A 22386-nucleotide genomic window follows, 5' to 3' on the forward strand; every position below is an offset into this window, starting at 1 on the left:
GTCGGCCATGCCCTTCTTCGACTGGATCAAGGTGATCGCCGCGGTCAGTGTCGTCTTCCCGTGATCGACGTGACCGATCGTCCCGACGTTCACGTGCGGCTTCGTCCGCTGAAATTTCGCTTTTCCCATTCTTTCCTCTAAATCGCGTGAATTACTTCTTGACTTTGTTCATGATCTCTTCAGCCTTCGACTTCGGTACTTCCGCATAGTGGCTGAACTCCATCGAGTACACGGCGCGTCCCTGCGACTGCGAGCGGAGCTTGGTGGAGTAGCCGAACATCTCGGAGAGCGGCACGCTCGCCGCAATCACCTGCGCTTCTCCGCGCTGGGTCATTCCGCCGATCTTTCCGCGCCGCGCTGACAGGTCGCCGAGGATGTCGCCCATGTAATCGTTGGGGCAGACGACCTCGACATTCATAATCGGCTCGAGAATCACCGGGTTGGCGCGCTTTACTGCTTCCTTGATCGCCATCGAGCCCGCGATCTTGAACGCCATTTCGCTCGAGTCGACGTCGTGGTACGAGCCGTAGACCAGCTCGGCCTTTACGTCGACCATCGGATAGCCCGCGATCACACCGTTCTCCAGCGCCTCTCGCATTCCGTTCTCTGCGGGGCCGATGAACTCACGCGGGATTGTGCCACCGACGATCTTGTCCTCGAAGATGAACCCTTCGCCGTGCTTGGCCGGCTCGATGTTGATGACGACGTGACCGTACTGGCCCTTTCCGCCTGACTGGCGAATGAATTTTCCTTCGACCTTCTCAACTCTCTTCTTGATCGTCTCGCGATAAGCAACCTGCGGCCGGCCGATATTTGCATCGACCTTGAACTCACGCTGCATGCGGTCGACGATGATCTCGAGATGGAGCTCACCCATTCCCGAGATGATCGTCTGTCCTGTCTCCTCATCCGTGTGGACGCGGAAAGTCGGATCCTCTTCGGCCAGCTTCTGAAGTGCGATCGCGAGCTTGTCCTGATCCGCCTTCGTCTTCGGCTCGATGGCGACGTCGATGACCGGCATCGGGAACTTCATCGCTTCCAGGATGATCGGATGCTCGTCGTCGCACATCGTGTCGCCGGTGCGAGTGTCGCGAAGTCCGATGGCGGCCGCGATGTCGCCGGCCCGCACCTCCTCGACTTCCTCGCGCTTGTTGGCGTGCATCTGGAGCAGGCGGCTGACGCGCTCGCGCTTGTCCTTGCTCGAGTTGTAGACGTAGGAGCCGGACTTGAGGACGCCCGAATACACTCGGAAGAACGTCAGCTTACCGACGAACGGGTCGGTCGCGATCTTGAACGCGAGGCCGGAAAAGGGCGCGTCGTCAGCGACTTCGCGCGTCTCCTTGTGCGTGTCGTTGTGCGGGGTGTGACCTTCGATCGCCGGCACTTCGACGGGCGAGGGCAGGTAGTCGATGACGGCATCGAGAAGCGCCTGCACGCCCTTGTTCTTGAATGACGCACCGCAAAGCACCGGAACGATGAATCCGCCGACGGTCGCCTTGCGGAGGGCGTGTCGGATCTCGTCGTTCGTGAGCTCGACACCGTCGAGGTACTTGCCGATCAGCTCGTCGTCGTGGTTGACCGCCGCATCGATTACGTCGTGCCGCGCCTTCTCTACCGCTTCCTTATAGATGTCGGGTACGTCCACCACCTCGAACTCCTTGCCGAGCGTGGCGTCGTCGAAGATGTATTGCTTCCGCTCGATGACGTCGATGTGGCCTGTGAACAACTCGCCCGAGCCGACTGGAAGCTGGATCGGGTACGCATCCCTGGTGAGCCGGTTGCGGATCATGTCAAGGCAACGATCGAAGTTCGCGCCAACTCGGTCCATCTTGTTGGAGAAGATGAGGCGCGGGACCATGTAGCGGTCGGCCTGGCGCCAGACGGTCTCGGTCTGCGGCTCTACGCCGGCGACGGAATCGAGAAGTGTGACGGCGCCGTCGAGCACGCGAAGTGAGCGCTCAACTTCGACGGTGAAATCAACGTGACCCGGAGTATCGATGATGTTGATGCGATACTCGATGTCGTTGCGCGTCCAGAAGGCGGTGGTGGCGGCGGAAGTGATGGTGATTCCGCGCTCCTGTTCCTGCTCCATCCAGTCCATCGTGGCGGTGCCTTCGTGGACTTCACCGATTTTGTGCGACTTGCCGGTGTAATAGAGGATGCGCTCGGTGGTGGTTGTCTTCCCGGCATCGATGTGCGCCATGATGCCGATATTCCGATAGCGGTCGAGCGGAGTATCGCGTCCTGATGTATCTGTTGTATTCGGCTTGCCCTTGCCTTCGGGGCGAGCTGGAATGGCAGTGTTTGTCATCGGGGTCTGCTGTGTTCTTGTTGGATACAGCGCTGTCCACATTCAACAAAAACGCGGGTGGACCATGTCGCTCCAGAAGAGGAGCCGGTATCCATCCGCTGCCGCCGGGTGCGCCCGCTACTGAAACGCGGGTGGGGACTCGAGGCGCGCCGGGCGAAGTTGCTACCCGGCGTTGAGTTGTGAACAGCCTTGAATTATCGCACTCTGCGGCGCTGAATGGAAGGGGTTATCCGCATCAGAAAACGGTGTCCTGCGCCCCGGCCAGGTCAACTACCCTCGGCGGATGTTCGCTTGTTCTCACTCGCCCGAGGACACCATTGTATGGGTATGCCTGCAGCACAAACGGAATGGACCGTCGAGATGGTCCACGCGATTCCCGACGACAACAATCGTTACGAGGTGGTGGACGGGGAGTTGTTCGTGACGCCCGCGCCATCGTGGCGACATGGCGACGTGATCGCCGAGCTTCACCTCATTCTTGCTGACTATGTCAAGCAGAATTCAGTCGGTCACGTGAAACTGGCGCCGCAGGACGTTGTTCTGGATCATCGAACGCTCGTCGAGCCGGACATTTTTGTGGTTCCATTGGTCGAGGGAAAGAAACCGCGAGTGTGGGAAGATGTGGGGAAGATGTTGCTAGTTATTGAAGTTCTCTCGCCCAGTACTGCGCGGCTCGATCGTCGCGTAAAGCGCGAGCGGTATCAACGCGAGAGTGTTCCGCAGTATTGGATTGTTGACGTTGACGCGCGTCTCATCGAGCGCTGGCGCCCGAGCGACGACCGTCCGGAGATTCTTGTAGAAAGAATCGAATGGGAGCCTGCCGGTGCGCCCGAGCCGCTTGTGATCGAACTGCGTGAGTTTTTTCAACAAGCTCTGGAATGAAGGCTGGCCTTGATCGATCCTGGTTCGTTCCGTGGCTCTGCTCGACTCTTCCCTTTGCCTGTGGCGACGAAGCCGCAATGAGCTCGATACCGATCGCAATCTTCGACGAGTTGAATTTCGACCCCCTTGTGCTCAGTGAGAAAGGCCGCGATATCCTCTCCCACCAACAACCAAGGAGGAATTGAATGATGATACGCATGCTGACGTTGCTGTTCCTTGTCGGAGGATCAAGAACCGCGGTCGCGCAATGCAGCGACGCAGACAAGAAGGCACTCGAGGCCTTCGACAGGGCCTGGGGCAATGCGAGTGTCGCGGGCGAGAGAGCCTTCCTGCAGAACGCTTACGCCGATGATTATATGGGCCTGAGCGCTGCTGGCACGACGACCAAGGCTCAGACGATCGATAATACGATGAGGGACGCCGAGCGGAACAGAGCGAATCCGCAGCCCGTCGCCATCCCACCGGACAACTTCATCATCACCTGCACTCCCAATACTGCGACAATCACGCACCGGAATACCTTCATCTCGCGCGCAGACGGGAAAGAGGAGACTTTCTACAACCGCAGCATTCACTTCCTTGAAAAGCGCGGCGGACGCTGGCAGGCCGTGAGCAGCACATCAAATGCGCTCAACGATCAGGGCGCGCTGCTCTATATGGAGCGCGACTGGAACGAGGCCTGGAAGCGGCGCGACGTGGCGTGGTTCGAGAAGAACTATGCAGCCAACGCCAGCGACGTGAACAGCCGAACGGGCGAGCTACGCACCAGGGCGCAGGAGATCGAGGCCATGAAGGCCGACAAAAGTGTTCTGGAGTCGCTCGAGTTGTCCGATCTGAATGTTCGCGTCGACGGGAACGCGGCCGTTGTCACTGGCGTCAATCACGTCAAGGGACGTGACGCGCAAGGCAAGCCATTCGAGCGTCGTACGCGCTTTACCGACACCTTCATCAAGCGAGACGGACGGTGGCTGGTATGGGCTACGCAGGGGACCAACATTCCCCAGTAAGGCGCCCGCAAGTGGGATCGGATTGACAAGCTCCACTCCACCTACCTGGTGGAGTGGAGTTTGTTTATCGCGTGATGATCACTTCGAGCTCGGCTGAGCGTCCAAACCGCCGCCCAGGTCCGCCATCGGAGTAGATCCGCTCGATCTGCCGACGTCAAATCGCCACGAACCATCCGCGCCAGAACCGTCGCTCGCATCAAATCCCGATCGCTCATCGATGTCCTCTCCACTGTTCCTCCCGGCAAGGAGGGATATCATGGAGGGTGACGTTTCTATGCGCGCATCAGGGTGACAGAATCGTCCACGTTCGACACGGAGTGGCTATTACTCTGGAGTGCAAACCCATGAGGCAAGAGCCTCATGGGTTTCGTCGCTTACCCCGCGGGAACCCCAGCGATGCTTATCTGATCTACAGCGTTTGAGTTGCCTGGCTTGCCGGTGCGTATGTCGCAGTGCCGTCATCAGGTGATGGAGCTCTCTGCGAAGAGAGCGTCGCTCCCGCGATGCGTCGGAATCGTTGTCCCGCGCGTGGGCGTATCCGTCCATCGTCTGGTCCGAGCCGCTCGAGACAGAGCGCGCCACGGAAAGAAACAGCCGCGAGTATTCTGCGACAAATGCTTCCCACGCATCGTCACCGGAGTGTGACGGCGCTGCGAGCAGGTCAGCTAGAGGACGCGGCAGGTCCGAAACGGGAGACTCCTGCGATGTGCCGAAGGTCTGATGCTGCCTGGGCATCCTTCAGATCCCGGAAAGTCATCGTAGCCATTTCATCAAGAATCGCCTGAACACCAGGCGGACGCCGCATGTGATCAGGCGGAGGTACGCGGTCTCTCATGTCGGAGTGAACAGCGCGGAATGTCGCCTGGGAGACCGAGTCGATTTATTCACCGGCATCGGCACCTGGTCGCGCCTTACGTATCGCGTGTCTCAGCTGCTCGAGCTCCGCGCGCAAAGGCGCCCAGTAATTCCGATCGAGCTCACGCTCGCGCGCTTCCTCGGCGGCAAGCTCGTTGCGAACCTCCTCCGAGCGTCCCGAAATCGCCGCCGCCACCGCCCCGCGCACCTTTCCGTGCTCCGCCGCCTCAGTCGCATGCGCGCCCACGGCCTCCATCAGCAACTCGGGCGTTCTGAGCTCGAGGAGCCAGAAACGCACACGTTCCGCCGTCGGCTCATCCCGGAACACGAAGTAGTTTGCCTCGACAAGCCGCCGAACCATCGGCCAGTCCTTGTCGCGCTGAGTTTTTTTCGCGGCCACCAGATCGGGAAGCGACATGATGTCGAGATCACCCATGCCCCCAATGGTCGCGGTCGTCCGCCTATCCCATAACGACGGGAAAGCGGCAACGCCCCGCATCTTCGACATTACGTCCAGCCGCATCCGCTTCACGTCGGCGCGACGACACGAAAAATGGATGCTGTGGCCGCGGTCGAGGTACTTCTTCTCAAAGGGCGGAACCGCGATCGCTTCGGCATCGAGATCCCGCAGCGCCTGGGTCAGACGGCCGAGATTCTCCGAGTCAGCCAGTATTGCGAGGTCCGTGTCCCGGCTAAACTCCGCTGCGCCGTAAAAGATGCACGCCTGCCCCCCCATCAGCAGCGACTTCACGTCGTGCTCCTGGATCGTTGAAAGGACTCTGTGTATCGGGGTCTGGATCAAGCGTCCCTCCCAGCGTCAAATAAGTGGCCCACAACCGGGCGCTCTCGTCCCATCGTTCGGCCGGAGTCAAACGGTACCATTCGGCCCACTCCGGCTCGCAGATGTCGTCTGGTTCGATCCGCTTCATTGTCGCTCTGGGGAGCTGTGCACTGCGAAGTGGCTCAGGATGGGGCGTACCTCCGCGACTCCTAACTTACTCCGCCAGTCCAGCGATGTAAGGAACTCGGCAGCCGCTCAACGCTTCGTGATCAGGTTTCCGGCGATTATCACGTCAGAAGCCCCGAGGCGCTCACGAGCCTGGTCGAAGCACGCGGAGAAACGTGCGGGATCCAGTACCGTCCCGGCGCGCGTGTCCCGGCACTTTCGCGGTCATGACAGACGCGTTCGGTGTGACGCAAAGTGTGTCGGCGTAGACAAAGCCTCCATTCCGGAAGACGACCAATTCGTCCTCTCCCCGCGTAAGGTCGCGGCCCAGCGACACCAGGTTATGCGCCTCCATTCCGAGGAGATCCCTCGCAGTTGCCTTCGGTTCGAGGGACTACGCAGGTGTGGGCGGGCCGAACATCGCCCCACCCACCGGGAGCGGGACCGCCGATGCCGTCGCGAACGCGCCCGGTGGCCCTCGGCGCTACTCGCTACGGCGGCGGCCTTCCAGCAGGAGCACCTTGCCGCAGTGGCTCTTGCCGGCGTTTCAGCTACATGTACCCATCCCGCCGGAGCGTCTCGAGCCCGCCGCCATCATCCTTGTCCTGCGCGCGTCCGGCGCGCTCTGCGACATGCGCGAAGCGACCCGTCCTGAGCTCCGCGATTATGTCGGTCACGTTGCGCGCATTCGAAGCGACAGCCCTGGTGCAAGGGCCGCATCCCAGCGACCGGTAACGTGTGCCGTCGCCCTGATCGTAGTAGAGGGAAACTGTGGGAATGTTCTCCCGCTCGATGTACTCCCAGATGTTGAGCTCGGTCCAGTCGAGAAGCGGGTGGATGCGAACGTGCGTCCCGGGAGCAAATTCAGTCTTGTATTGATTCCAGAACTCGGGCGGCTGATCACCGACCTCCCATTCATTAGTCGTTGTGCGAGGCGAGAAGTATCGCTCCTTTGAGCGGCTTCCTTCCTCGTCGGCCCGAACGCCGACGATCACGCCGGTGAACGGCTCACGGTTCGCGTCGAGTACGTACTTCCCGGAGGCGTGGTCAAACCTGTAGCGGGGCCCTTCTCCGCTCAGAGTTCTGGTGAGCGCCTCTGTTTTGAGCAGGCTGCAGCATGTGATTCTATCGACCGCACCATCCGGAAACGTGCGCTTCGCGGAAAGCGCCTCTTCATTCTGCCCATAGATGAGATTCAGCCGCCAATCCGCCACGAGCCGATCGCGGTAGCGGATCATTTCCGGAATCTTGTAGGCCGTGTCGATGTGGATGAGTGGGAACGGCACATGACCGAAAAAAGCCTTCCGCGCGAGCCAGAGAAGGACCGTGCTATCCTTTCCGATCGACCACAGCATCCCCAGCTGTTTGAAGTTCGCGTATGCTTCCCGCAGTATGTAAATGCTCCGGGCTTCGATGTCGTTGAGATGGTCCATGTCGATTCCTTTTACCTTCCCTGACTCGATTCAAGACAACTGCCGCCGCATCGTCGACCGACATCTCCCGGGTATCTATCGTCAGCTCCGGATGCACCGGAATCTCGTAAGGGGCGTCGATCCCCGTGAAGTTCGGAATCTCTCCGCCGCGCGCCCTGGCGTAGAGTCCCTTGATGTCGCGTCGCTCACATTCCTCGATTGGCGTCGCGACGTATATCTCGATGAAGTTATCACATAGTTGGCGGACGAAGCTGCGCGATTCCTCGTACGGCGAGATGAGCGAGGCAACCACAATGACTCCGTTCCTCTCGAGCCGGCTCGCAAGGAATCCGACTTGGCGGATGTGAGCATCGCGTTCCGCGCGTGTGAAACCGATTTCCGGGAAAATGTCGCGAATCGTGTCGCCGTCGAGGTGCTCAACCCGATCTCCGCGCCGCTCGAGCTCTTCCACCACCCGGGCGGCGATTGTGCTCTTCCCAGATCCGGATAGACCCGTGAACCACAGCACCGCCGCCTGGCCGCCGGGCTCCTCCTGATCGTCCAACAGGGCCTTGATCTGGTCGGCAGCCTCGGAGATAGGAAGTTGATCGCTCAACGTGAGATCCCGCGGGACGGCTGAGATATCGCTGGGTCCAAGCCAGACGGTAGTGATCCTGTCCTCATCAACACCTTCCCTGATGATCTCGAGATCCCCCGTCGTCAGCTCGGCTGCGGTCACGATCAGGATCACCCCCGCGTCCAGCATCAGGTTCGCGATCTCGGCAAGGCGGCGCATGTGCTCCCGCCGGTCTTCGGCCGCGCGCCCGAGATCCGCGTCGACTCCATAGAGGATATTGCCAATCCCGAGAAAATACACGACGCGGCCGTCTGCAAAGAGGCGACGCTCGAGCTCCCGCGCGACTGCCTTCCTGTCGGCGTGCTGTTCCCCGGTTATCAGCACGAGCCGCGAACGCTGGCCAAAGCGCGTTGCGCGCTGTTCCCCCGAGATGTCGCTCGGTTCCCACTTGTAGTTGCGGAGCAGGACACGATCGCGCACCCATGACTGTCGATCGGGGAGCGCCTCCCTGATGATTCCGCCGCCGCGGATCTCATAGTCCTCCACGAGTACGAAACGGCCTGTCTCGGGGATGTCCGACACAAGGTCGAACGCGATGGACCGTCCAAGCTCGAGCACGCACTCAGCCACATCATTCCGGCCTATCTCCTCAGGAGACTCAACCACCGCCAGCGTCGAAGCATCGAGGACTCGATGAACAGCCTCGAGACGTACTGGAACCCGGGCGGTTCCGAGCTTGAGCGCATACTCCCGCCGCTTCACCAGCGGCTGGGGTCCAAGCCAGAAAACCGATACCCGCAGTCGCGTTGTAACCTGCGGCCTTGGCTCCTCGATCCGGACCGCGATCTCACCGCGGGGGACGTAGATCTGCTCGTCAAGAGTGAATCCGATCGCGCTACCCGCAACAGCACTCGTTGGATTCCCGGCGTTGAAGGCTTCGATGCTCCTGATGCGGCTGCGCTTGCCCGACGGCAGGAAAAGGACTTCGTCGCCCACGAACACGCTGCCCGTCAGCACCGTGCCCGCGACGATACGACGGTCGTCCCCCTCCTCTGTGAATTTGTACACGCTCTGGACAGGCATGCGGAACGGTCGCTCGACCTCGCTCCTATCGGTGGTAAAAGCGTCGAGCGCTTCGAGTACGGTGGGTCCGGAGTGCCAGGGCATTCTATCCGAATGACCCGCGACGTTATCGCCATGACGTCCCGAGACGGGGATGAAGCAGGACGGTTCGACATCCAGCTTCCGAAGGAAGTCACGGAATTCATCCGCAATCGCTTCGAAGGTCGTCTGGTCGTAGGCGATCAGATCCATCTTGTTTACGATCACGGCCACCTGGCGCACGCCGAGCATGGCAAGCATGTACCCGTGCCGCCGCGAGTTCTCCCTGATTCCCTCGAGTGCGTCGATCACGAGAAGGGCCGCTTCCGCATGCGCGGCACCCGTGATCATGTTCTTCAGAAACTCGATGTGGCCGGGCGCATCGAGGATGACGTAGTGGCGCTTGCCCGAATTGAAGAAGACGCGCGCGGAGTCGATGGTTATACCCTGCGCCTGTTCGTCCTTGAGCGCATCGAGCAGGAAGGCGTACTCGAATGGACGGGCGGTGGCGGCACAGTGCGCCCGGACCTGCTCGAGCTTGCCGTCGGGCAGCGACCCGGTGTCGGCAAGCAGGCGGCCGACAACCGTGCTCTTGCCGTGATCGACGTGGCCAGTGATGACTATGCCCATTCGCGGTTCGCGCGTGGTCATGGGTACGGCATCAACGGGCAATGCGCCCCTGTCCTGGTGCAGAATTGTGTTCACGTTTCGGATGACGGGTAGCAACGCGAAGGGGAGACACGACGCACAGACGTTACGGGTAGATTGTAACGTTCGCTCACGGACATCGCCAAGATTTCTCTCACACGGACGTGCTTTCGATGGTTGACGGAGCCTCCGGCACCATCTCGCGAAACGACATCGTGCTCGTGACGGGCGCCGCGGGCTTCATTGGATCGCATTTATGCGATGCACTGGTCGCTCGGGGCGAGCGAGTGGTCGGCCTCGATGACTTCAATCCGTATTACGATCCAGCGCTGAAGCGGAGGAATATCGAGCAGCTCTCGGGCCGGCCCGGCTTCACGCTGATCGAGGGAGATATCAGCTCGCTCGGGAATGACGAGCTCGACGCTCTGATCGCTCGTTCCGGCGTTGTCTATCACCTCGCGGCGCAGGTGGGCGTCAGGGCCAGCTGGGATGACTTCAATTCCTATGTGATCCGGAACATCACCCTGACTCACAGGCTGCTGGAGGCGGCGCGGCGCGCCATATCGGCAGGTGGAAAATTGCAGCGGTTCGTGCTGGCCTCGACGTCCTCGATCTATGGCGACGCGGAAGATCTGCCGACGGCGGAAACAGCGCCACCGCGCCCCGTGTCACCGTACGGTGTGACCAAGCTTGCCGCGGAACGGCTCGCCCTTCTCTACGCCGCGAATTTCAATGTGCCGGTGACCGCTCTTCGGCTGTTTTCCGTTTACGGACCCAGGCAACGGCCCGACATGGGCTTCAACATCTTTTTTGACTCCGTGCTCAAAGATGCGCCGATCGAGATTTTCGGAGATGGCAATCAGACGCGGGATTTCACTTACGTGTCGGACGTGATCGCGGCCATGCTCGCCGCCGCCACTGCTGACGGCGTGGTTGGTGAAGTCATCAACGTCGGCGGCGGCCATCGCGTCTCCCTGACTGAAGTGCTCGATGTAATCGAAAACGTGGTCGGCCGCTCCGTCGATCGGAAATTCACGCCGCCGATGAAAGGCGACGCCAGGCACACGGCGGCAGAGATCTCGAAAGCGGGAACATTGCTCGGTTATGCGCCGGCGGTTTCCATGACCGAGGGACTTCGAGCGGAATGGGAGTGGATGCGCGATCAGGCCGCCGCAGGTCAACGCCCGCCCCGCGCCCCTCGGGAAGAAACAGCATCGCGACAGCTGTAGCAGCGTTCTCGCCTATCATCGACGACTTGATTCGAGATCATCCAGTGCTGCAGCAATGACGACCACACTGCCTCAACTTCTGCGACATTCCGCCAGCGCACATCCCGACGGCATCGCTGTGGATGATCCTGAGCGCGGGGTCGAGGTGACATATCGCGAGCTTCACTCGCGCGCAGAGAAGCTCAGCGAGTACATGATTCGCCACGGCGTTCGACCTGGCGACCGCGTCGGGATCTATGCACCAAAGTCGGTCGGTACCGTTGCCGCGCTTCTGGGGGCTCTCTATTCCCGTGCCGCTTACGTGCCCGTCGACTGCAGCGCTCCTCCCGCCCGGAATGCCGGCATCTTTGCGGATTCTTCTATCAGGCTCGCCGTCGTCGCTGAGTCGCTGCTGGAGGGCTTGAGGAACGCGTGGGATGGAACAGCCCTGGATGTTCTCCAGCCCCTGGGTGATGACCTCGTGCTTGTCCGCGGGGTCGATGCCGAGGGGGACTCCGCCACGGACCCGGACGGCGAGGCGACCCCCGCTGATGTTGCCTACATCCTTTACACCTCGGGATCGACGGGAAAGCCAAAGGGCGTCGTTCATACGCACCGAAGCGCGTTGAGCTTCATCGACTGGTGCTCTGAGACTTTCGAGCCGACCGCGGGCGACCGCTTCTCGTCCCATGCTCCCTTTCATTTCGATCTCTCCATCCTCGACCTCTACGTTCCGCTGAAGCATGGGGCGACCATCGTTCTCATTGGTGAAGATGTCGGGAAGCAGCCTCTCAGACTCGCGCCGGGCATTGCCGACAGCCGTATTACCGTATGGTATTCCACGCCGTCGATTCTCCGCATGCTAGCGGAATACGGGCGCCTCGATCGACTCGAGTTTCCGTCCCTGCGCACAGTGCTGTTTGCCGGCGAGGTGTTTCCGGTGAAACACCTTCGCGCCCTGAAGAGAATCTGGAGCGCCCCCCGGTACTTCAACCTCTACGGGCCCACCGAAACCAACGTCTGCACGTACTATGAGATCCCTGACGAAATTCCGGTTGATCGCACTGAGCCGTTTCCGATAGGCTTCACGTGCTCCGGTGACCGGGCGATTGTCGCCGACGACAGCGGGCGGGAGGTCAAGAAAGGCGAGGAGGGAGAGCTGCTCGTAACGGGTGGATCTGTGATGCGCGATTATTGGAACCTCCCCGAGCGAACGGCGCAGGCCTTCTTCGTCGATGCCGAGGGGACAACCTGGTACAGAACGGGAGACGTCGTCAGAGAATCACCGACAGACGGCTACGTGTTCGTCGGCCGGCGGGACCGAATGGTAAAGCGAAGGGGGTATCGTGTAGAGCTGGGGGAGATCGAGGCGGCCCTCCACCTCCATCCGCTTGTCATCGAAGCTGCCGTGACTGCAGTTCCGGATGAAGAGAATGGCGTGGCGATCAAGGCATTCCTCTCGTTATCGAGCAAGAACCGCCCTTCCCTGGTCGAGATGAAGCGATTTTGCATCGAGCACCTGCCGGCCTACATGGTTCCGGATAAGTTTTACTTTCCGGAGTCGCTGCCGAAGACATCGACTGACAAGATCGATTATCAGCGCCTGCTTACCATCGCCTGATCACGTAACACGCGCTATGGTATTCCCTGTTCACCGCACACATCGGAACCCGGAATGGAATCGGCAGCCGCATCGGACGTCAAAGGCATCATCAAGAACTACATCCTCGAGGAGTTTCTTCCCGGAGAGAACCCGGACACGCTCGAGGACAGCACGCCGCTGATCACTGGCGGAATCCTCGACTCCATTGCAACCATAAAACTGATCGGCTTTCTGGACGAACGGTTCGGCGCACGCATCGAGCCGCACGAGATGAATGCCGACTTTCTCAATTTCCTGCCGGACATTGAATCACTCGTTAAGGCTAAACAGAAACAGGATTGACCCAAGGCACCGTATCGCTGACATGAATCGAAGATTGGACAACATTCCAGAGAAGGCGGATGTAGTTGTGATCGGCGGCGGGCCGGCGGGCAGCACCGCAGCAAACCTGCTCGCGCATCGAGGGTGCGACGTCGTGCTTCTGGACCAGGCTCGACATCCCCGGCTGATGGTTGGCGAGAGCATCCTGCCGCATATATGGAAGTATCTGGACCAGCTCGGAGCCGCCGAGGACATCGAGAACGCTGGATTCATTAGGAAATCGGGCGGAACGTTATCTGGCGAGGGGCATCCGCCAGACGAAGCTCGCGGACCACGGGAATCACGGAGAACGTCGAGGCGTCGGTTGTCATTGACGCCTCGGGCCAGTCGACATTTCTGTCCCGTTTCGGCATGACTGGCAGGAAAGAGCGCGGCAATTACGACAATCAGGTGGCGATTTTCTCCCAGGTCAGCGGCGGAATACGCGACGCCGGCAGAACCGCCGGCGACACACTGATCTTCTACGAAAAGAAGCATCACTGGGCCTGGTTCATTCCGCTCGATGATGAGCTGGTGAGCGTCGGCGTGGTTGTGCCCACCGACTACTTCGCGTCGCGACGCGAGAGCAAACGCGATTTCCTCGTTCGCGAGCTGCATGAGCTCAATCCCGAGCTCAAGCGCCGCGTTCCGGAAGTCCGGCTGACGGAAGAAGTGCGCGCGATATCCAATTATTCGTACGATACGCGGCATTTTACGGGAAAGGGGTTCCTTGCCGTGGGCGATGCCCATCGGTTCATCGATCCGGTGTTCTCATTCGGCCTGTACTTTTCGATCAAGGAGGCCGAGCACGCGGCCGCCGCCACAGCCGCATACCTCGAGGGGGCAGGTCGTGACGACCAAAATCCATTTCTCGCGTACGAACGGAGCTGTAACGCGGGGATGGATGTCGTCCAGGAGCTGATCGATGCGTTCTGGAACGAGCCTCTGGCGTTTGCTGTGATGGTGCACAACCGCTACAGAGAGGACTGCATCGACATGTTCGCCGGACGTGTCTACATGGCCGAGCCGTCACCGGGACTGCTCGCGTTCCGGCAGCTGAATGGCCGCATGACTCCCCAGCCCGCAAGCGTCGGAGCCTGAGCGCTCCCTGCGCTCGCTCCATGAATTTTTCGCATAGCACAGAGCACCAGCGCCTTCAGGACGAGATCACGGCGTTCGCGCGCACGGAGCTCAATGGGGGCGCGGCCGAGCGCGACCGCGCCCAGCTGTTTCCCCGTGACCTCTGGCTGCGATGCGGTGAGCTTCGTCTCCAGGGATTGATGATTCCCGAGGTCTATGGCGGGCGCGGGCTCGATCCGGTTTCATCGACCGTGGCCCTCGAGGCCCTCGGCCACGGCTGCGAAGATGGGGGCCTCAGCTTCTCCCTCTGCGCACATCTCCTCGCGTGCGTAGTGCCCGTCTGGAAGCACGGCACCGAAGAGCAGAAGCGGCGCTATCTACCAGGCATGAGCGACGGTTCAATAATCGCCGCGAACGCGATGTCGGAGCCGGCGTCGGGGTCAGACGCCTTCGCGCTGACGACGCGGGCAGAGCCGGAAGAAGGTGGTTTCCTGCTCAACGGCACGAAGACATTCTGCTCCAACGGACCTTATGCCGATGTCATCGTTACGTATGCAGCCACCGATCTCGCAAGAGCGTACCACGGCGGCATCACGGCGTTCATCGTACCGCGCGAGACTGACGGACTCAGAACCGGTCCTCCATTCGACAAGCTGGGCCTGCGCACCAGTCACATGAGCGAAGTCGTATTCGAGAACGCCTGGGTGTCGTCTGACGCGGTACTGGGGGGAGTCGGCGGGGGCTCGAGTGTCTTTTCGCAATCAATGGACTGGGAGCGCGCCTGCCTCGGAGGTGTGCACATCGGAACCATGCAGCGCCTGCTGGAGCTCGTCGTGACTCACGCCCGGACACGCATGGTTTCCGGGGAGCCAATCGGCAAGCATCAAGGCGTCTCGCATCCAGTCGCCGACATGAAGGTGCGGCTCGAAGCCGCGCGACTGCTGGTCTATCGGGCAGCGGCCCGGCTCGACCGCGCACGCGACATTTCCATGGACGCCGCAATTGCAAAGCTGTTCGTCAGCGAAGCGCTGGTCGCCACGGCGCAGGACGCGGTCCGTGCCTTCGGCGCGGACGGCGTGATTGAGGGGCATCCGGCGGAGCGCGCGCTGCGCGACGCAGTTTCAAGCACGCTGTATTCAGGAACGTCTGAGATTCAGCGAAACATCATCGCGCGATGGCTCGGGCTTTAGCCGTGACGCGCTGAGCCAGGTGCGCCGGCGCGAACGGTGTGCAGTCTGAGACAACCGTCAGCACACCAACCGGCATAAGCCGCCGGTGCCTCGGCAGATCATCGGCGAAGCGATTCGATGCCTCCGCGACGCAAGTCGCATCCGCGTCGCCTCTGCGCACGGCTGGCGTTTCGCGCTCGATCGCAAGGCTGATGAGGCGCCTCATGTCGATTCGCTCGCGCCGCTCGCGGAGCAGCATCGCCAGCTCGATGTAGGCAACGTCTGTCGGTGTGAGGCGAGCGGCGCCGCGATCACCAGGATTCACCACAGAGCGCCACGATCTCGTGTGACCGAAGCCGAGCGCGTGAGTCATCTCGTGCGCCACAGTGTGCGAATTATGTAGGACGGCCCGGCTCCCGAAGCTTACTCGGACGTCGAATACTTCTCCCGAGGACGTCCAGCTCGCGCGGCTGAACCCATCGTTTGCCGGCATTCGCCTCACATCCACGATGATCACGTTTACCGGATCATCATCTCCCACCGTTGCAGGTTTGAAGAGAGACATGCCGACGTCAGCGCTCATCTCGGAGAGAGTCTTCCAGAAAGCGACGGAATCATCGGCCGAGATGTCCCCGAGCGCGCCCGACCGGCGAAAGGCGACTGGTACCGGGTAGCGCGTGCTCCGCCAGCCGACGACTCCCGCGTTCTCCTCACCCGAGGTGGGGATGCGCCAGAAATGCTCTGACTCCCCTCCGCTGCCGAGCGCCGCTTCAACTCGCACGGGAACTCGCATTCCCGCGTAAGTCCCGCGCTCGATCGTCCGGAATCCGTCGGATGAATCAGCGGAAGCGCTGAATTGGATCTCCTCGACGGCAGGCAGGAGGTCAGCGTGCGATGCGAAGTCAGCGACCGCCTCCGCCGCGACCGAGGCGGCCGCGTCGGGAGGCGCGTCAACGAACGGCTTGTCTACGCGGATCACCGATGCGCACCCGAGAGCGCCGGCAAGGGCGAATGCCGCCGCGAACGCTGCGCGAATACGGGGATGCGTGAATGACAAAATCAACGAAGCACTACGCGGGTGCGAGACTTTAGAAGCATAGCGCGGAGCTTCGAGGAATGAAATACTTCGTGCTGCGTGTCGGCCACGGGAAAGCGGGTGCGGCTACGGGTACGGGTAAAGGGGCACCCTTAACGGAAATCTCTTTTGATGAGAGCCGGCGGGGAGATCGCGAGCGTATAATGCGTAACCGCGTTTAGATTCCTCCCGGCGCGAGTCTCAACTCTTCCATCCCATGAGCGCATTGCCCTTCCCACCGTCCGACCCTCGAGCTTCCATCGTCAGTCTTTTGACGGAGGCGCGTGAGCGAACGATGCTGCTCGTGGACGGGCTGAGCGATGAGGATCTTCATCGGCAGCACGATCCACTGATGAGCCCGATTTTGTGGGACCTCGGCCACATCGCCCACTTCGAGGAGTTGTGGCTCACGCAGAACCTCGACGGTACAATCGAGTTCTCGGAGATGCCGGGCATCTATAACCCCTTCGAGCACCCGCGGGCCGAGCGTGCAAAGCTCCCGCTCCCGGCACTCGCGACGATGCGCGAGAAGCTCGAGGCGATCCGTGAAAAAGCCCTCACGCGACTCTCCCGAGTAAACCTCGACGATCCGAATCCGCTGTTATCGGGCGGGTACGTCTATCACATGGTTCTGCAGCACGAGTATCAGCACAACGAGACCATTCTTCAGACGCTGCAGCTCAAGCTCGGCGAGCCATATCATCCGCCTGTCCGCACTCCGGTCCCGGAAATCATTGTGGACCAGAGCGAATTGACCGACATGGTCCCGATTCCGGCCGGTGAATATCCAATCGGCACTGACGACCGGTCCGCTGCGTACGACAACGAGCGTCCGCGCCACGGTGTCGACGTCTCATCCTTCCGCATCGCTCGGGCGCCCGTGACGAATGGCGATTACATGGAGTTCATGACCGCCGGGGGCTATCGCGATGCGCGGCTCTGGAGCGATGCGGGACGGAAGTGGCTCTCTGAAAGTGGAGCGTCGGCACCAGGTTACTGGAAGCACGACGGTGACACGTGGATGGTGCGAACGATGGACCGGACAGGAGCAGTTGACCAGCGGCGGCCGGTGTGTCACGTCTCGTATCACGAAGCCGACGCTTTCGCGAGATGGGCGGGCAAGCGATTGCCAACCGAGGCCGAGTGGGAAATTGCGGCGTCATGGGACGGACGTGCAGGCGCTTTACTCTACCCCTGGGGTGACGAGCCGCCAACAAGCACGGACGCGAACGTCGACCAGTTGTCGTTCGATACCGCAGCGGTGGGTGCCTATCGCGGAAATGTTTCGGCGAGCGGCTGCTATGGCATGATCGGCGACGTCTGGGAGTGGACCTCCTCCGATTTCACCGGCTATCCGGGATTCGAGAGCTTTCCGTACCGGGAGTATTCGGAGCCGTTCTTCGGGAGCGAGTACAAGGTCTTGCGAGGCGGCTCCTGGGCAACACGCGCTGGCGCAATTCGTAATACTTTCCGCAACTGGGACTATCCAATCAGACGGCAAATCTTCAGTGGGTTCCGCTGTGCCGCCGACGCCTGATTCTGCAGATATCGCCGCGCGCACGACCACCGCGCGCATCGATCGCGGCGAGCTCCTTCGCGATGTCGCCCGCGGACTGGCTTTGGAGCAGAAGGAGCTCGATCCCAAGTACTTCTACGACGATCGGGGCTCCGAGCTTTTCGAGCTCATCACGGAATTGCCGGAGTACTACCTCACGCGGAGCGAACGCACGCTTCTGCTTGCCAGGATAGCGGAGATCATCTCGAGCGTGCGGCCTCGCTCGCTCGTCGAGCTCGGCGCCGGCAGCGCGACCAAGACAAGGATCATTCTCGATGCGATGCAAACCGGAGGGACTGGCGAGCAGTATGTGCCGGTGGATGTCAGCAGGAATTTCCTGGAGGAAACTGCTACACGCCTTCGCGAGATTTACCCGCAGCTGGAGATCACTGCGGCGGTTGGAGACTTCACACGCCAGCTGAAGCTTCCCTGGCTGGAGCGACCGACACTGTTCGCGTTCCTGGGCAGTACAATAGGAAACTTCGAGTCGGAATCAGCCATTCGCATTCTGCGTCGAATTGCCGCACAGATGTGCCCGGACGACAGGCTTCTGCTTGGCGCCGACCTTCGCAAGGACCCTGAGCTTATCGAGGCAGCATACAACGATCGGGCGGGAGTCACCGCGGAATTCAACCTCAACATCCTTCGCGTCCTCAATCGGGAGCTCGGCGCGAACTTCGATTTGTCCGCGTTCAGGCATCGCGCTTTCTACGATCGCGATCGTCACCGAGTCGAGATGCACCTGGATTCCGATCGCGATCAGACGGTCTTGATCCCCGAGATTGGCAGCGTCCGGTTCCTGGAAGGTGAATCGATTCGAAGCGAGCTGAGTTGCAAATACGACAGGCCGAGCGTCGAATCACTTTTTGAGCGGGCAGGTCTTCGCCTCGAACGGTGGATCACGGACGCGGACGAGCTGTTTGCTCTCGCTCTCGGCGGACCCGTGCGGACAGCACTCTGATGCGTCTCGACCGCAGCACGCTGCTGGCCAGCGTGGAATCGCTTTTTTCATCCTCTGGCAGCGCACACCCGATGGGAGTGGGTGCCGAGCTGGAGCTGATACCATTCGGTGCCGAGAGCGGCGAGCCGGTTTCTATCGCGGCGTTGAGCGGACTTCAGTCACTGCCGGTGCTTCGCCGCGTTGCACGGTACGCTCGTTGGCTGGAGAGGGCTTCCGCTGGCGATCCTCCCTCCTGGTCGACACCTGACGGCGGACGCGTTTCCTTCGAGCCAGGCGGTCAGATCGAGATCAGCAGCGCGATATCTCCTGCTGCATCCGGTCTGATCCGCGATCTGCGTTGCACTTCGGAACTTCTGACGAGTGCATTCGAGCGTGACGCAATGGTTCTGGAGGCTGTCGGCGTCGATCCCTACAACGACATCGCCGATGTGAGTCTGCAGCAGCACCGGCCACGATACGAGCGCATGGCGCGTTACTTCGATTCTATCGGCGAATCCGGTGCGCGGATGATGCGACAAACAGCGTCGCTGCAGATCAACGTCGAGAGCGGCCCAAAACCGTACGAGCGCTGGGCGCTTCTCAGCTCGCTTGCGCCATACGTGACCGCGATCTTCGCTTCCTCCGCCGTTTACGCCGGCCAGGCCACAGGTCACCGCAGCTACCGGGCTCACCTGTGGCGGACCCTCGATGCATCGCGTACCGGCCTGCCTGTCGATGAGGACAACCCCGCCGCTGCCTATCTCGACTTCGCCCTGGAGGCAGGCGCAATAATGCACGGGAACGGCGAGCGCTATCCCTCATTTTCCGAGTGGATGCATACGGGAAGTCCAACGCTCGAGGATTGGAAGTTTCACCTGAGCACTCTTTTTCCCGAGGTGCGTCCGCGCGGCTACTTCGAGCTTCGCTCGGCAGACGCGGTTTCTCCGGAGCATCTGGCTGCAGCCATCTCGCTTGTCGTCGGCCTCGTCTACGACGAAGACACATCTCGCGCCGCAGCAGACCTTCTCGGATCGCCCAACGCCAGGGCGCTGGAGACTGCAGGTCGCGCGGGGCTGGCCGATCCCGCGATTCGTGAAAAGGCGATCGAGCTGACAAATCTCGCGATCGCCGGGTGTGAATCGCTCGGCGACCGGTACATCTCCGCCGCCGATGTGGACTCGGCAGTGTGTTTCTTCGACCGGTACACGCGTCAGGGAAGATCTCCCGGCGATGACCGAACCTGAGCCGGGTGCCGCCCTCGAGGTAAACGACGTCTCGAAGCGTTACGGAGATGTGGCCGCGCTCGCGCGAGTCACGCTCACGGTGGCGCCCGGTGAATGTCTGGCACTCGTTGGAGAAAGCGGCTCGGGAAAGACCACACTTCTCCGCTGCATCAACCGGCTGCTCGACCCCGACAGCGGAACGATAACAATCGACGGGCGAGACACGCGCTCCGTCAATCCGGTAGCGTTGCGCAGGTCGGTCGGCTACGTGCCACAGGAAGGCGGAATTCTTCCTCACTGGAGCGTCAGCCGGAATGTCGCGCTTGTACCTGTGCTGTCCGGAATGCCTGACGCATCCGAGCGCGCAACGCGTGCGCTGGAGACGGTGGGCTTCGACGCGGCGGCGATCGGCGGGCGTTGGCCTCACGAGCTTTCCGGTGGGCAGAAGCAGCGAGTCGCCTTAGCGCGCGCACTTGCCGCGGGACAGAGACTCCTTCTGCTCGACGAGCCTTTCGGTGCGCTCGACGCCATCACCCGCGCTGAGCTGCAGCGTCAGCTCAAACAAATACGCGAGGCCGCGCGGCCGACGACTGTGCTCGTGACGCACGATCTGCGGGAAGCGCTGTTTCTTGCCGATCGAATCGCCGTTCTGCGCGAAGGGAAGCTCGAGCAGGTCGCGGACGGGCCGACGCTGCGTGGAGCGCCAGCAACCGAATATGTCCGGCAATTGCTGGCGTACGTGGAAGACGAGGAATGATCCGGACCCTGGGGCAAGTGTTGCGCGCACTGCTCTTCCTGAGTGCCGCAGTGCTTCCACCGTCGCTGGTTCGCGCGCAGACGGCGAAGGCGGGTTCTCCTGTGGTGGTCGCATCCAAACCGTTTGGTGAGTCATTCATACTGGCCGAGCTATTTGCGCAGCTTCTCGAGCGCCGTGGATTCACCGTCGATCGACGGCCGGGGCTCGGCGCGACAGAGGTTGCCTTCTCGGCGGTCCGATCCGGTGCTGTCGACGTCTACCCCGAGTACACTGGAACAGGACTGCTCGCCGTACTGAAGGAACCCCCGCAAAATGATCCGGCAGCTGTCTTCGCTCGCGTCGCGCGTGAATTCCCGAGGAGGTACGGAGTGCGGTGGCTGCCTCCCCTTGGATTCGAGAACACCTACGCGATTGCCGTGCGCCGGCAAACGGCGGAGCAATACTCTCTCGAAACTCTCACTGATCTCGCAGGCGTAGCGCAACGTCTCACGGCCGGCCTGACGGCGGATTTCATCGAAAGAAAAGACGGACTTCCCGGATTGAAATCGGCGTACGGAATGTCGTTCAGGAGCGTGCGGCCGCTCGGCCAGGCCGTGAAATACCAGGCGCTCACTTCAGGTGCGGTTGACGTCATCGACGGCTACTCGACGGATGGATTCATTGCGAAGCACGACCTCGTCGTCCTGCGCGACGACAAGAGATTTTTTCCGCCGTATGAAGCTGCGGCGTTGGTCAGCGGACGACTCTACCGCAATCACCCGCGCGCGATCGCAGCGCTAGTCGAGCTGAGCGACCGGCTCGACGTGAAGACGATGCGCAGGCTGAATGCGAGACTGGAAGTTGATCGCGAGCCCGTGGATGCCATCGCTCGCTCGGCGCTTCAGGAGCTTGGACTCATCGCCGGGGCCGCTGTCGTTTCGCCTTCCTCAACCAGTGCCGCATCGAGCTCGTTCGCCGGCTACATGTGGAGTCAGCGGCAAACACTGCTGGCAGCGGTAGTACGCCATCTCATGCTTGTAACGGTCGCCCTCGTCGCGGGAATGCTTGTCGCGATTCCTCTCGGGCTGTGGCTTGACGCCGCCGGCCGGGCCGCCGAGCCCGTGATACGTGCGATCGGTCTCCTTCAGACCATCCCGAGCATCGCGCTGCTGGCGTTCATGATTCCTCTGATTGGCATCGGTGTATGGCCGGCGCTCGTTGCGCTCTGGCTCTATTCGTTGTATCCGATCGTGCGGAGCACGTACTCAGGAGTGCGAGACGCCGACCCCACCGCGGTCTACGCCGCACGGGCGCTCGGCATGACGCCCTCCCAGATTCTGCGGCAGGTGCGTCTTCCTCTCGCCGCGCCGACGGTCCTCGCCGGCATTCGGACTGCGGCAGTGATCGCGGTAGGAACCGCTACTCTGGCGGCGTTCATCGGTGCGGGCGGGCTGGGCGAGCCGATTGCCACGGGTCTCGCCCTCGCCGACACGCGGCTAATTCTCTCGGGCGCACTGCCCGCAGCGGCGCTGGCGCTTGTCGTCGACGCGCTGCTCGCCATTGTCGAGCGGGTGACAACTCCCGCGCCGTTACGTCACGCGGCCGCGGAGCGATTCAGAGAGCGGATGCAGGGCTGACGATCAATACGGGATTGTCCGCACGACCTCACCACTCGCGTTGGGCGCGCTCTGTGAGCCG

General features: G+C 61.4%; 20 protein-coding genes. 13 read left to right on the forward strand and 7 right to left on the reverse strand.

Annotated features, from left to right (window positions below; genetic code table 11):
* Together VES88_17835 and fusA are read right to left on the reverse strand one after the other, a co-directional pair.
* On the reverse strand, nucleotides 1–129 hold a 129-nt coding region (locus tag VES88_17835), incomplete at its 3' end, for a GTP-binding protein (protein HYN83344.1).
* Nucleotides 130–151: 22 nt separating this feature from the next.
* On the reverse strand, nucleotides 152–2311 hold the full coding sequence (gene fusA / locus VES88_17840; GenBank protein HYN83345.1) for an elongation factor G: 2160 nt from the start codon (nucleotides 2309–2311) through the stop codon (nucleotides 152–154).
* Nucleotides 2312–2638: 327 nt separating this feature from the next.
* Between fusA and VES88_17845 the strand changes: the two genes are divergently transcribed.
* Together VES88_17845 and VES88_17850 are read left to right on the forward strand one after the other, a co-directional pair.
* Nucleotides 2639–3193, forward strand: a complete 555-nt coding sequence (locus VES88_17845) for a Uma2 family endonuclease (GenBank protein ID HYN83346.1) — start codon at nucleotides 2639–2641, stop codon at nucleotides 3191–3193.
* A gap of 185 nt (nucleotides 3194–3378) precedes the next feature.
* A complete protein-coding gene (locus VES88_17850; protein HYN83347.1) occupies nucleotides 3379–4200 on the forward strand; it encodes a nuclear transport factor 2 family protein in 822 nt (273 codons plus the stop codon).
* A gap of 880 nt (nucleotides 4201–5080) precedes the next feature.
* On the opposite strand, the gene VES88_17855 is transcribed toward VES88_17850, so the two are convergent.
* From VES88_17855 to cysC, 4 genes are all read right to left on the reverse strand, one after another.
* Nucleotides 5081–5857, reverse strand: a complete 777-nt coding sequence (locus tag VES88_17855; GenBank protein ID HYN83348.1) for a hypothetical protein — start codon at nucleotides 5855–5857, stop codon at nucleotides 5081–5083.
* Nucleotides 5858–6146: 289 nt separating this feature from the next.
* Nucleotides 6147–6356: a hypothetical protein gene (locus VES88_17860; protein HYN83349.1), complete on the reverse strand. Its 210-nt coding sequence runs from the start codon at nucleotides 6354–6356 to the stop codon at nucleotides 6147–6149.
* Nucleotides 6357–6552: 196 nt separating this feature from the next.
* Nucleotides 6553–7434, reverse strand: coding sequence for a sulfate adenylyltransferase subunit CysD (gene cysD / locus VES88_17865; GenBank protein ID HYN83350.1), 882 nt, complete (start codon nucleotides 7432–7434; stop codon nucleotides 6553–6555).
* Nucleotides 7331–9742, reverse strand: coding sequence for an adenylyl-sulfate kinase (gene cysC / locus VES88_17870; protein ID HYN83351.1), 2412 nt, complete (start codon nucleotides 9740–9742; stop codon nucleotides 7331–7333). Before cysC ends, cysD begins: the two co-directional genes overlap by 104 nt.
* Before the next feature lie 170 nt (nucleotides 9743–9912).
* Here cysC and VES88_17875 point away from each other — a divergent pair, with 170 nt between their 5' ends.
* Genes VES88_17875 through VES88_17900 form a run of 6 tightly spaced genes read left to right on the forward strand, consistent with a single transcriptional unit; the run spans nucleotide 9913 to nucleotide 15180 of the window.
* Nucleotides 9913–10968 (forward strand): NAD-dependent epimerase/dehydratase family protein, encoded by a 1056-nt coding sequence (locus VES88_17875; protein HYN83352.1) that lies wholly within the window; start codon nucleotides 9913–9915, stop codon nucleotides 10966–10968.
* Nucleotides 10969–11023: 55 nt separating this feature from the next.
* Entirely contained in the window at nucleotides 11024–12568 is a 1545-nt protein-coding gene (locus VES88_17880; GenBank protein HYN83353.1) for an amino acid adenylation domain-containing protein, read from the forward strand.
* A 54-nt stretch (nucleotides 12569–12622) separates the two neighbouring features.
* A complete protein-coding gene (locus VES88_17885; protein ID HYN83354.1) occupies nucleotides 12623–12892 on the forward strand; it encodes an acyl carrier protein in 270 nt (89 codons plus the stop codon).
* A gap of 22 nt (nucleotides 12893–12914) precedes the next feature.
* Entirely contained in the window at nucleotides 12915–13286 is a 372-nt protein-coding gene (locus tag VES88_17890; protein HYN83355.1) for a tryptophan 7-halogenase, read from the forward strand.
* Nucleotides 13268–14011, forward strand: coding sequence for a tryptophan 7-halogenase (locus VES88_17895; protein HYN83356.1), 744 nt, complete (start codon nucleotides 13268–13270; stop codon nucleotides 14009–14011). The genes VES88_17890 and VES88_17895 overlap by 19 nt, the downstream gene beginning before the upstream one ends.
* Before the next feature lie 20 nt (nucleotides 14012–14031).
* The gene (locus tag VES88_17900; GenBank protein ID HYN83357.1) at nucleotides 14032–15180 is read left to right on the forward strand and encodes an acyl-CoA dehydrogenase family protein; all 1149 of its coding nucleotides are present in this window, start codon (nucleotides 14032–14034) and stop codon (nucleotides 15178–15180) included.
* Here the strand turns inward: VES88_17900 and VES88_17905 are convergent.
* Nucleotides 15155–16222 carry a hypothetical protein gene (locus VES88_17905; protein HYN83358.1) on the reverse strand — a complete coding sequence of 356 codons (1068 nt, stop codon included), beginning with the start codon at nucleotides 16220–16222 and terminating at the stop codon, nucleotides 15155–15157. The genes VES88_17900 and VES88_17905 overlap by 26 nt on opposite strands.
* Before the next feature lie 229 nt (nucleotides 16223–16451).
* Between VES88_17905 and egtB the strand changes: the two genes are divergently transcribed.
* Genes egtB through VES88_17930 form a run of 5 tightly spaced genes read left to right on the forward strand, consistent with a single transcriptional unit; the run spans nucleotide 16452 to nucleotide 22325 of the window.
* Entirely contained in the window at nucleotides 16452–17771 is a 1320-nt protein-coding gene (gene egtB / locus VES88_17910; protein ID HYN83359.1) for an ergothioneine biosynthesis protein EgtB, read from the forward strand.
* Entirely contained in the window at nucleotides 17755–18750 is a 996-nt protein-coding gene (gene egtD, locus VES88_17915; GenBank protein HYN83360.1) for an L-histidine N(alpha)-methyltransferase, read from the forward strand. The genes egtB and egtD overlap by 17 nt, the downstream gene beginning before the upstream one ends.
* A complete protein-coding gene (locus tag VES88_17920; protein HYN83361.1) occupies nucleotides 18750–19973 on the forward strand; it encodes a glutamate-cysteine ligase family protein in 1224 nt (407 codons plus the stop codon). The genes egtD and VES88_17920 overlap by 1 nt, the downstream gene beginning before the upstream one ends.
* Complete coding sequence (locus VES88_17925) at nucleotides 19960–20709, forward strand: ATP-binding cassette domain-containing protein (GenBank protein HYN83362.1); 750 nt, start codon at nucleotides 19960–19962, stop codon at nucleotides 20707–20709. The genes VES88_17920 and VES88_17925 overlap by 14 nt, the downstream gene beginning before the upstream one ends.
* The gene (locus VES88_17930; GenBank protein ID HYN83363.1) at nucleotides 20706–22325 is read left to right on the forward strand and encodes a glycine betaine ABC transporter substrate-binding protein; all 1620 of its coding nucleotides are present in this window, start codon (nucleotides 20706–20708) and stop codon (nucleotides 22323–22325) included. Before VES88_17925 ends, VES88_17930 begins: the two co-directional genes overlap by 4 nt.
* Nucleotides 22326–22386 lie beyond the last annotated feature (61 nt).

This window comes from Gemmatimonadaceae bacterium (assembly GCA_035633115.1).
In the GTDB taxonomy this organism is placed as follows: Bacteria; Gemmatimonadota; Gemmatimonadetes; order Gemmatimonadales; family Gemmatimonadaceae; genus UBA4720.

What these genes read in the sequence shown, in the direction of transcription:
- fusA (HYN83345.1), bottom strand. Translation starts at nt 2,311, where the DNA reads ATGACAAACACTGCCATTCCAGCTCGCCCCGAAGGCAAGGGCAAGCCG.
- VES88_17845 (HYN83346.1), top strand. Translation starts at nt 2,639, where the DNA reads ATGCCTGCAGCACAAACGGAATGGACCGTCGAGATGGTCCACGCGATT.
- VES88_17850 (HYN83347.1), top strand. Translation starts at nt 3,379, where the DNA reads ATGATGATACGCATGCTGACGTTGCTGTTCCTTGTCGGAGGATCAAGA.
- VES88_17860 (HYN83349.1), bottom strand. Translation starts at nt 6,356, where the DNA reads ATGGAGGCGCATAACCTGGTGTCGCTGGGCCGCGACCTTACGCGGGGA.
- cysD (HYN83350.1), bottom strand. Translation starts at nt 7,434, where the DNA reads ATGGACCATCTCAACGACATCGAAGCCCGGAGCATTTACATACTGCGG.
- cysC (HYN83351.1), bottom strand. Translation starts at nt 9,742, where the DNA reads ATGACCACGCGCGAACCGCGAATGGGCATAGTCATCACTGGCCACGTC.
- VES88_17875 (HYN83352.1), top strand. Translation starts at nt 9,913, where the DNA reads ATGGTTGACGGAGCCTCCGGCACCATCTCGCGAAACGACATCGTGCTC.
- VES88_17880 (HYN83353.1), top strand. Translation starts at nt 11,024, where the DNA reads ATGACGACCACACTGCCTCAACTTCTGCGACATTCCGCCAGCGCACAT.
- VES88_17885 (HYN83354.1), top strand. Translation starts at nt 12,623, where the DNA reads ATGGAATCGGCAGCCGCATCGGACGTCAAAGGCATCATCAAGAACTAC.
- VES88_17890 (HYN83355.1), top strand. Translation starts at nt 12,915, where the DNA reads ATGAATCGAAGATTGGACAACATTCCAGAGAAGGCGGATGTAGTTGTG.
- VES88_17900 (HYN83357.1), top strand. Translation starts at nt 14,032, where the DNA reads ATGAATTTTTCGCATAGCACAGAGCACCAGCGCCTTCAGGACGAGATC.
- egtB (HYN83359.1), top strand. Translation starts at nt 16,452, where the DNA reads ATGAGCGCATTGCCCTTCCCACCGTCCGACCCTCGAGCTTCCATCGTC.
- VES88_17920 (HYN83361.1), top strand. Translation starts at nt 18,750, where the DNA reads ATGCGTCTCGACCGCAGCACGCTGCTGGCCAGCGTGGAATCGCTTTTT.
- VES88_17925 (HYN83362.1), top strand. Translation starts at nt 19,960, where the DNA reads ATGACCGAACCTGAGCCGGGTGCCGCCCTCGAGGTAAACGACGTCTCG.
- VES88_17930 (HYN83363.1), top strand. Translation starts at nt 20,706, where the DNA reads ATGATCCGGACCCTGGGGCAAGTGTTGCGCGCACTGCTCTTCCTGAGT.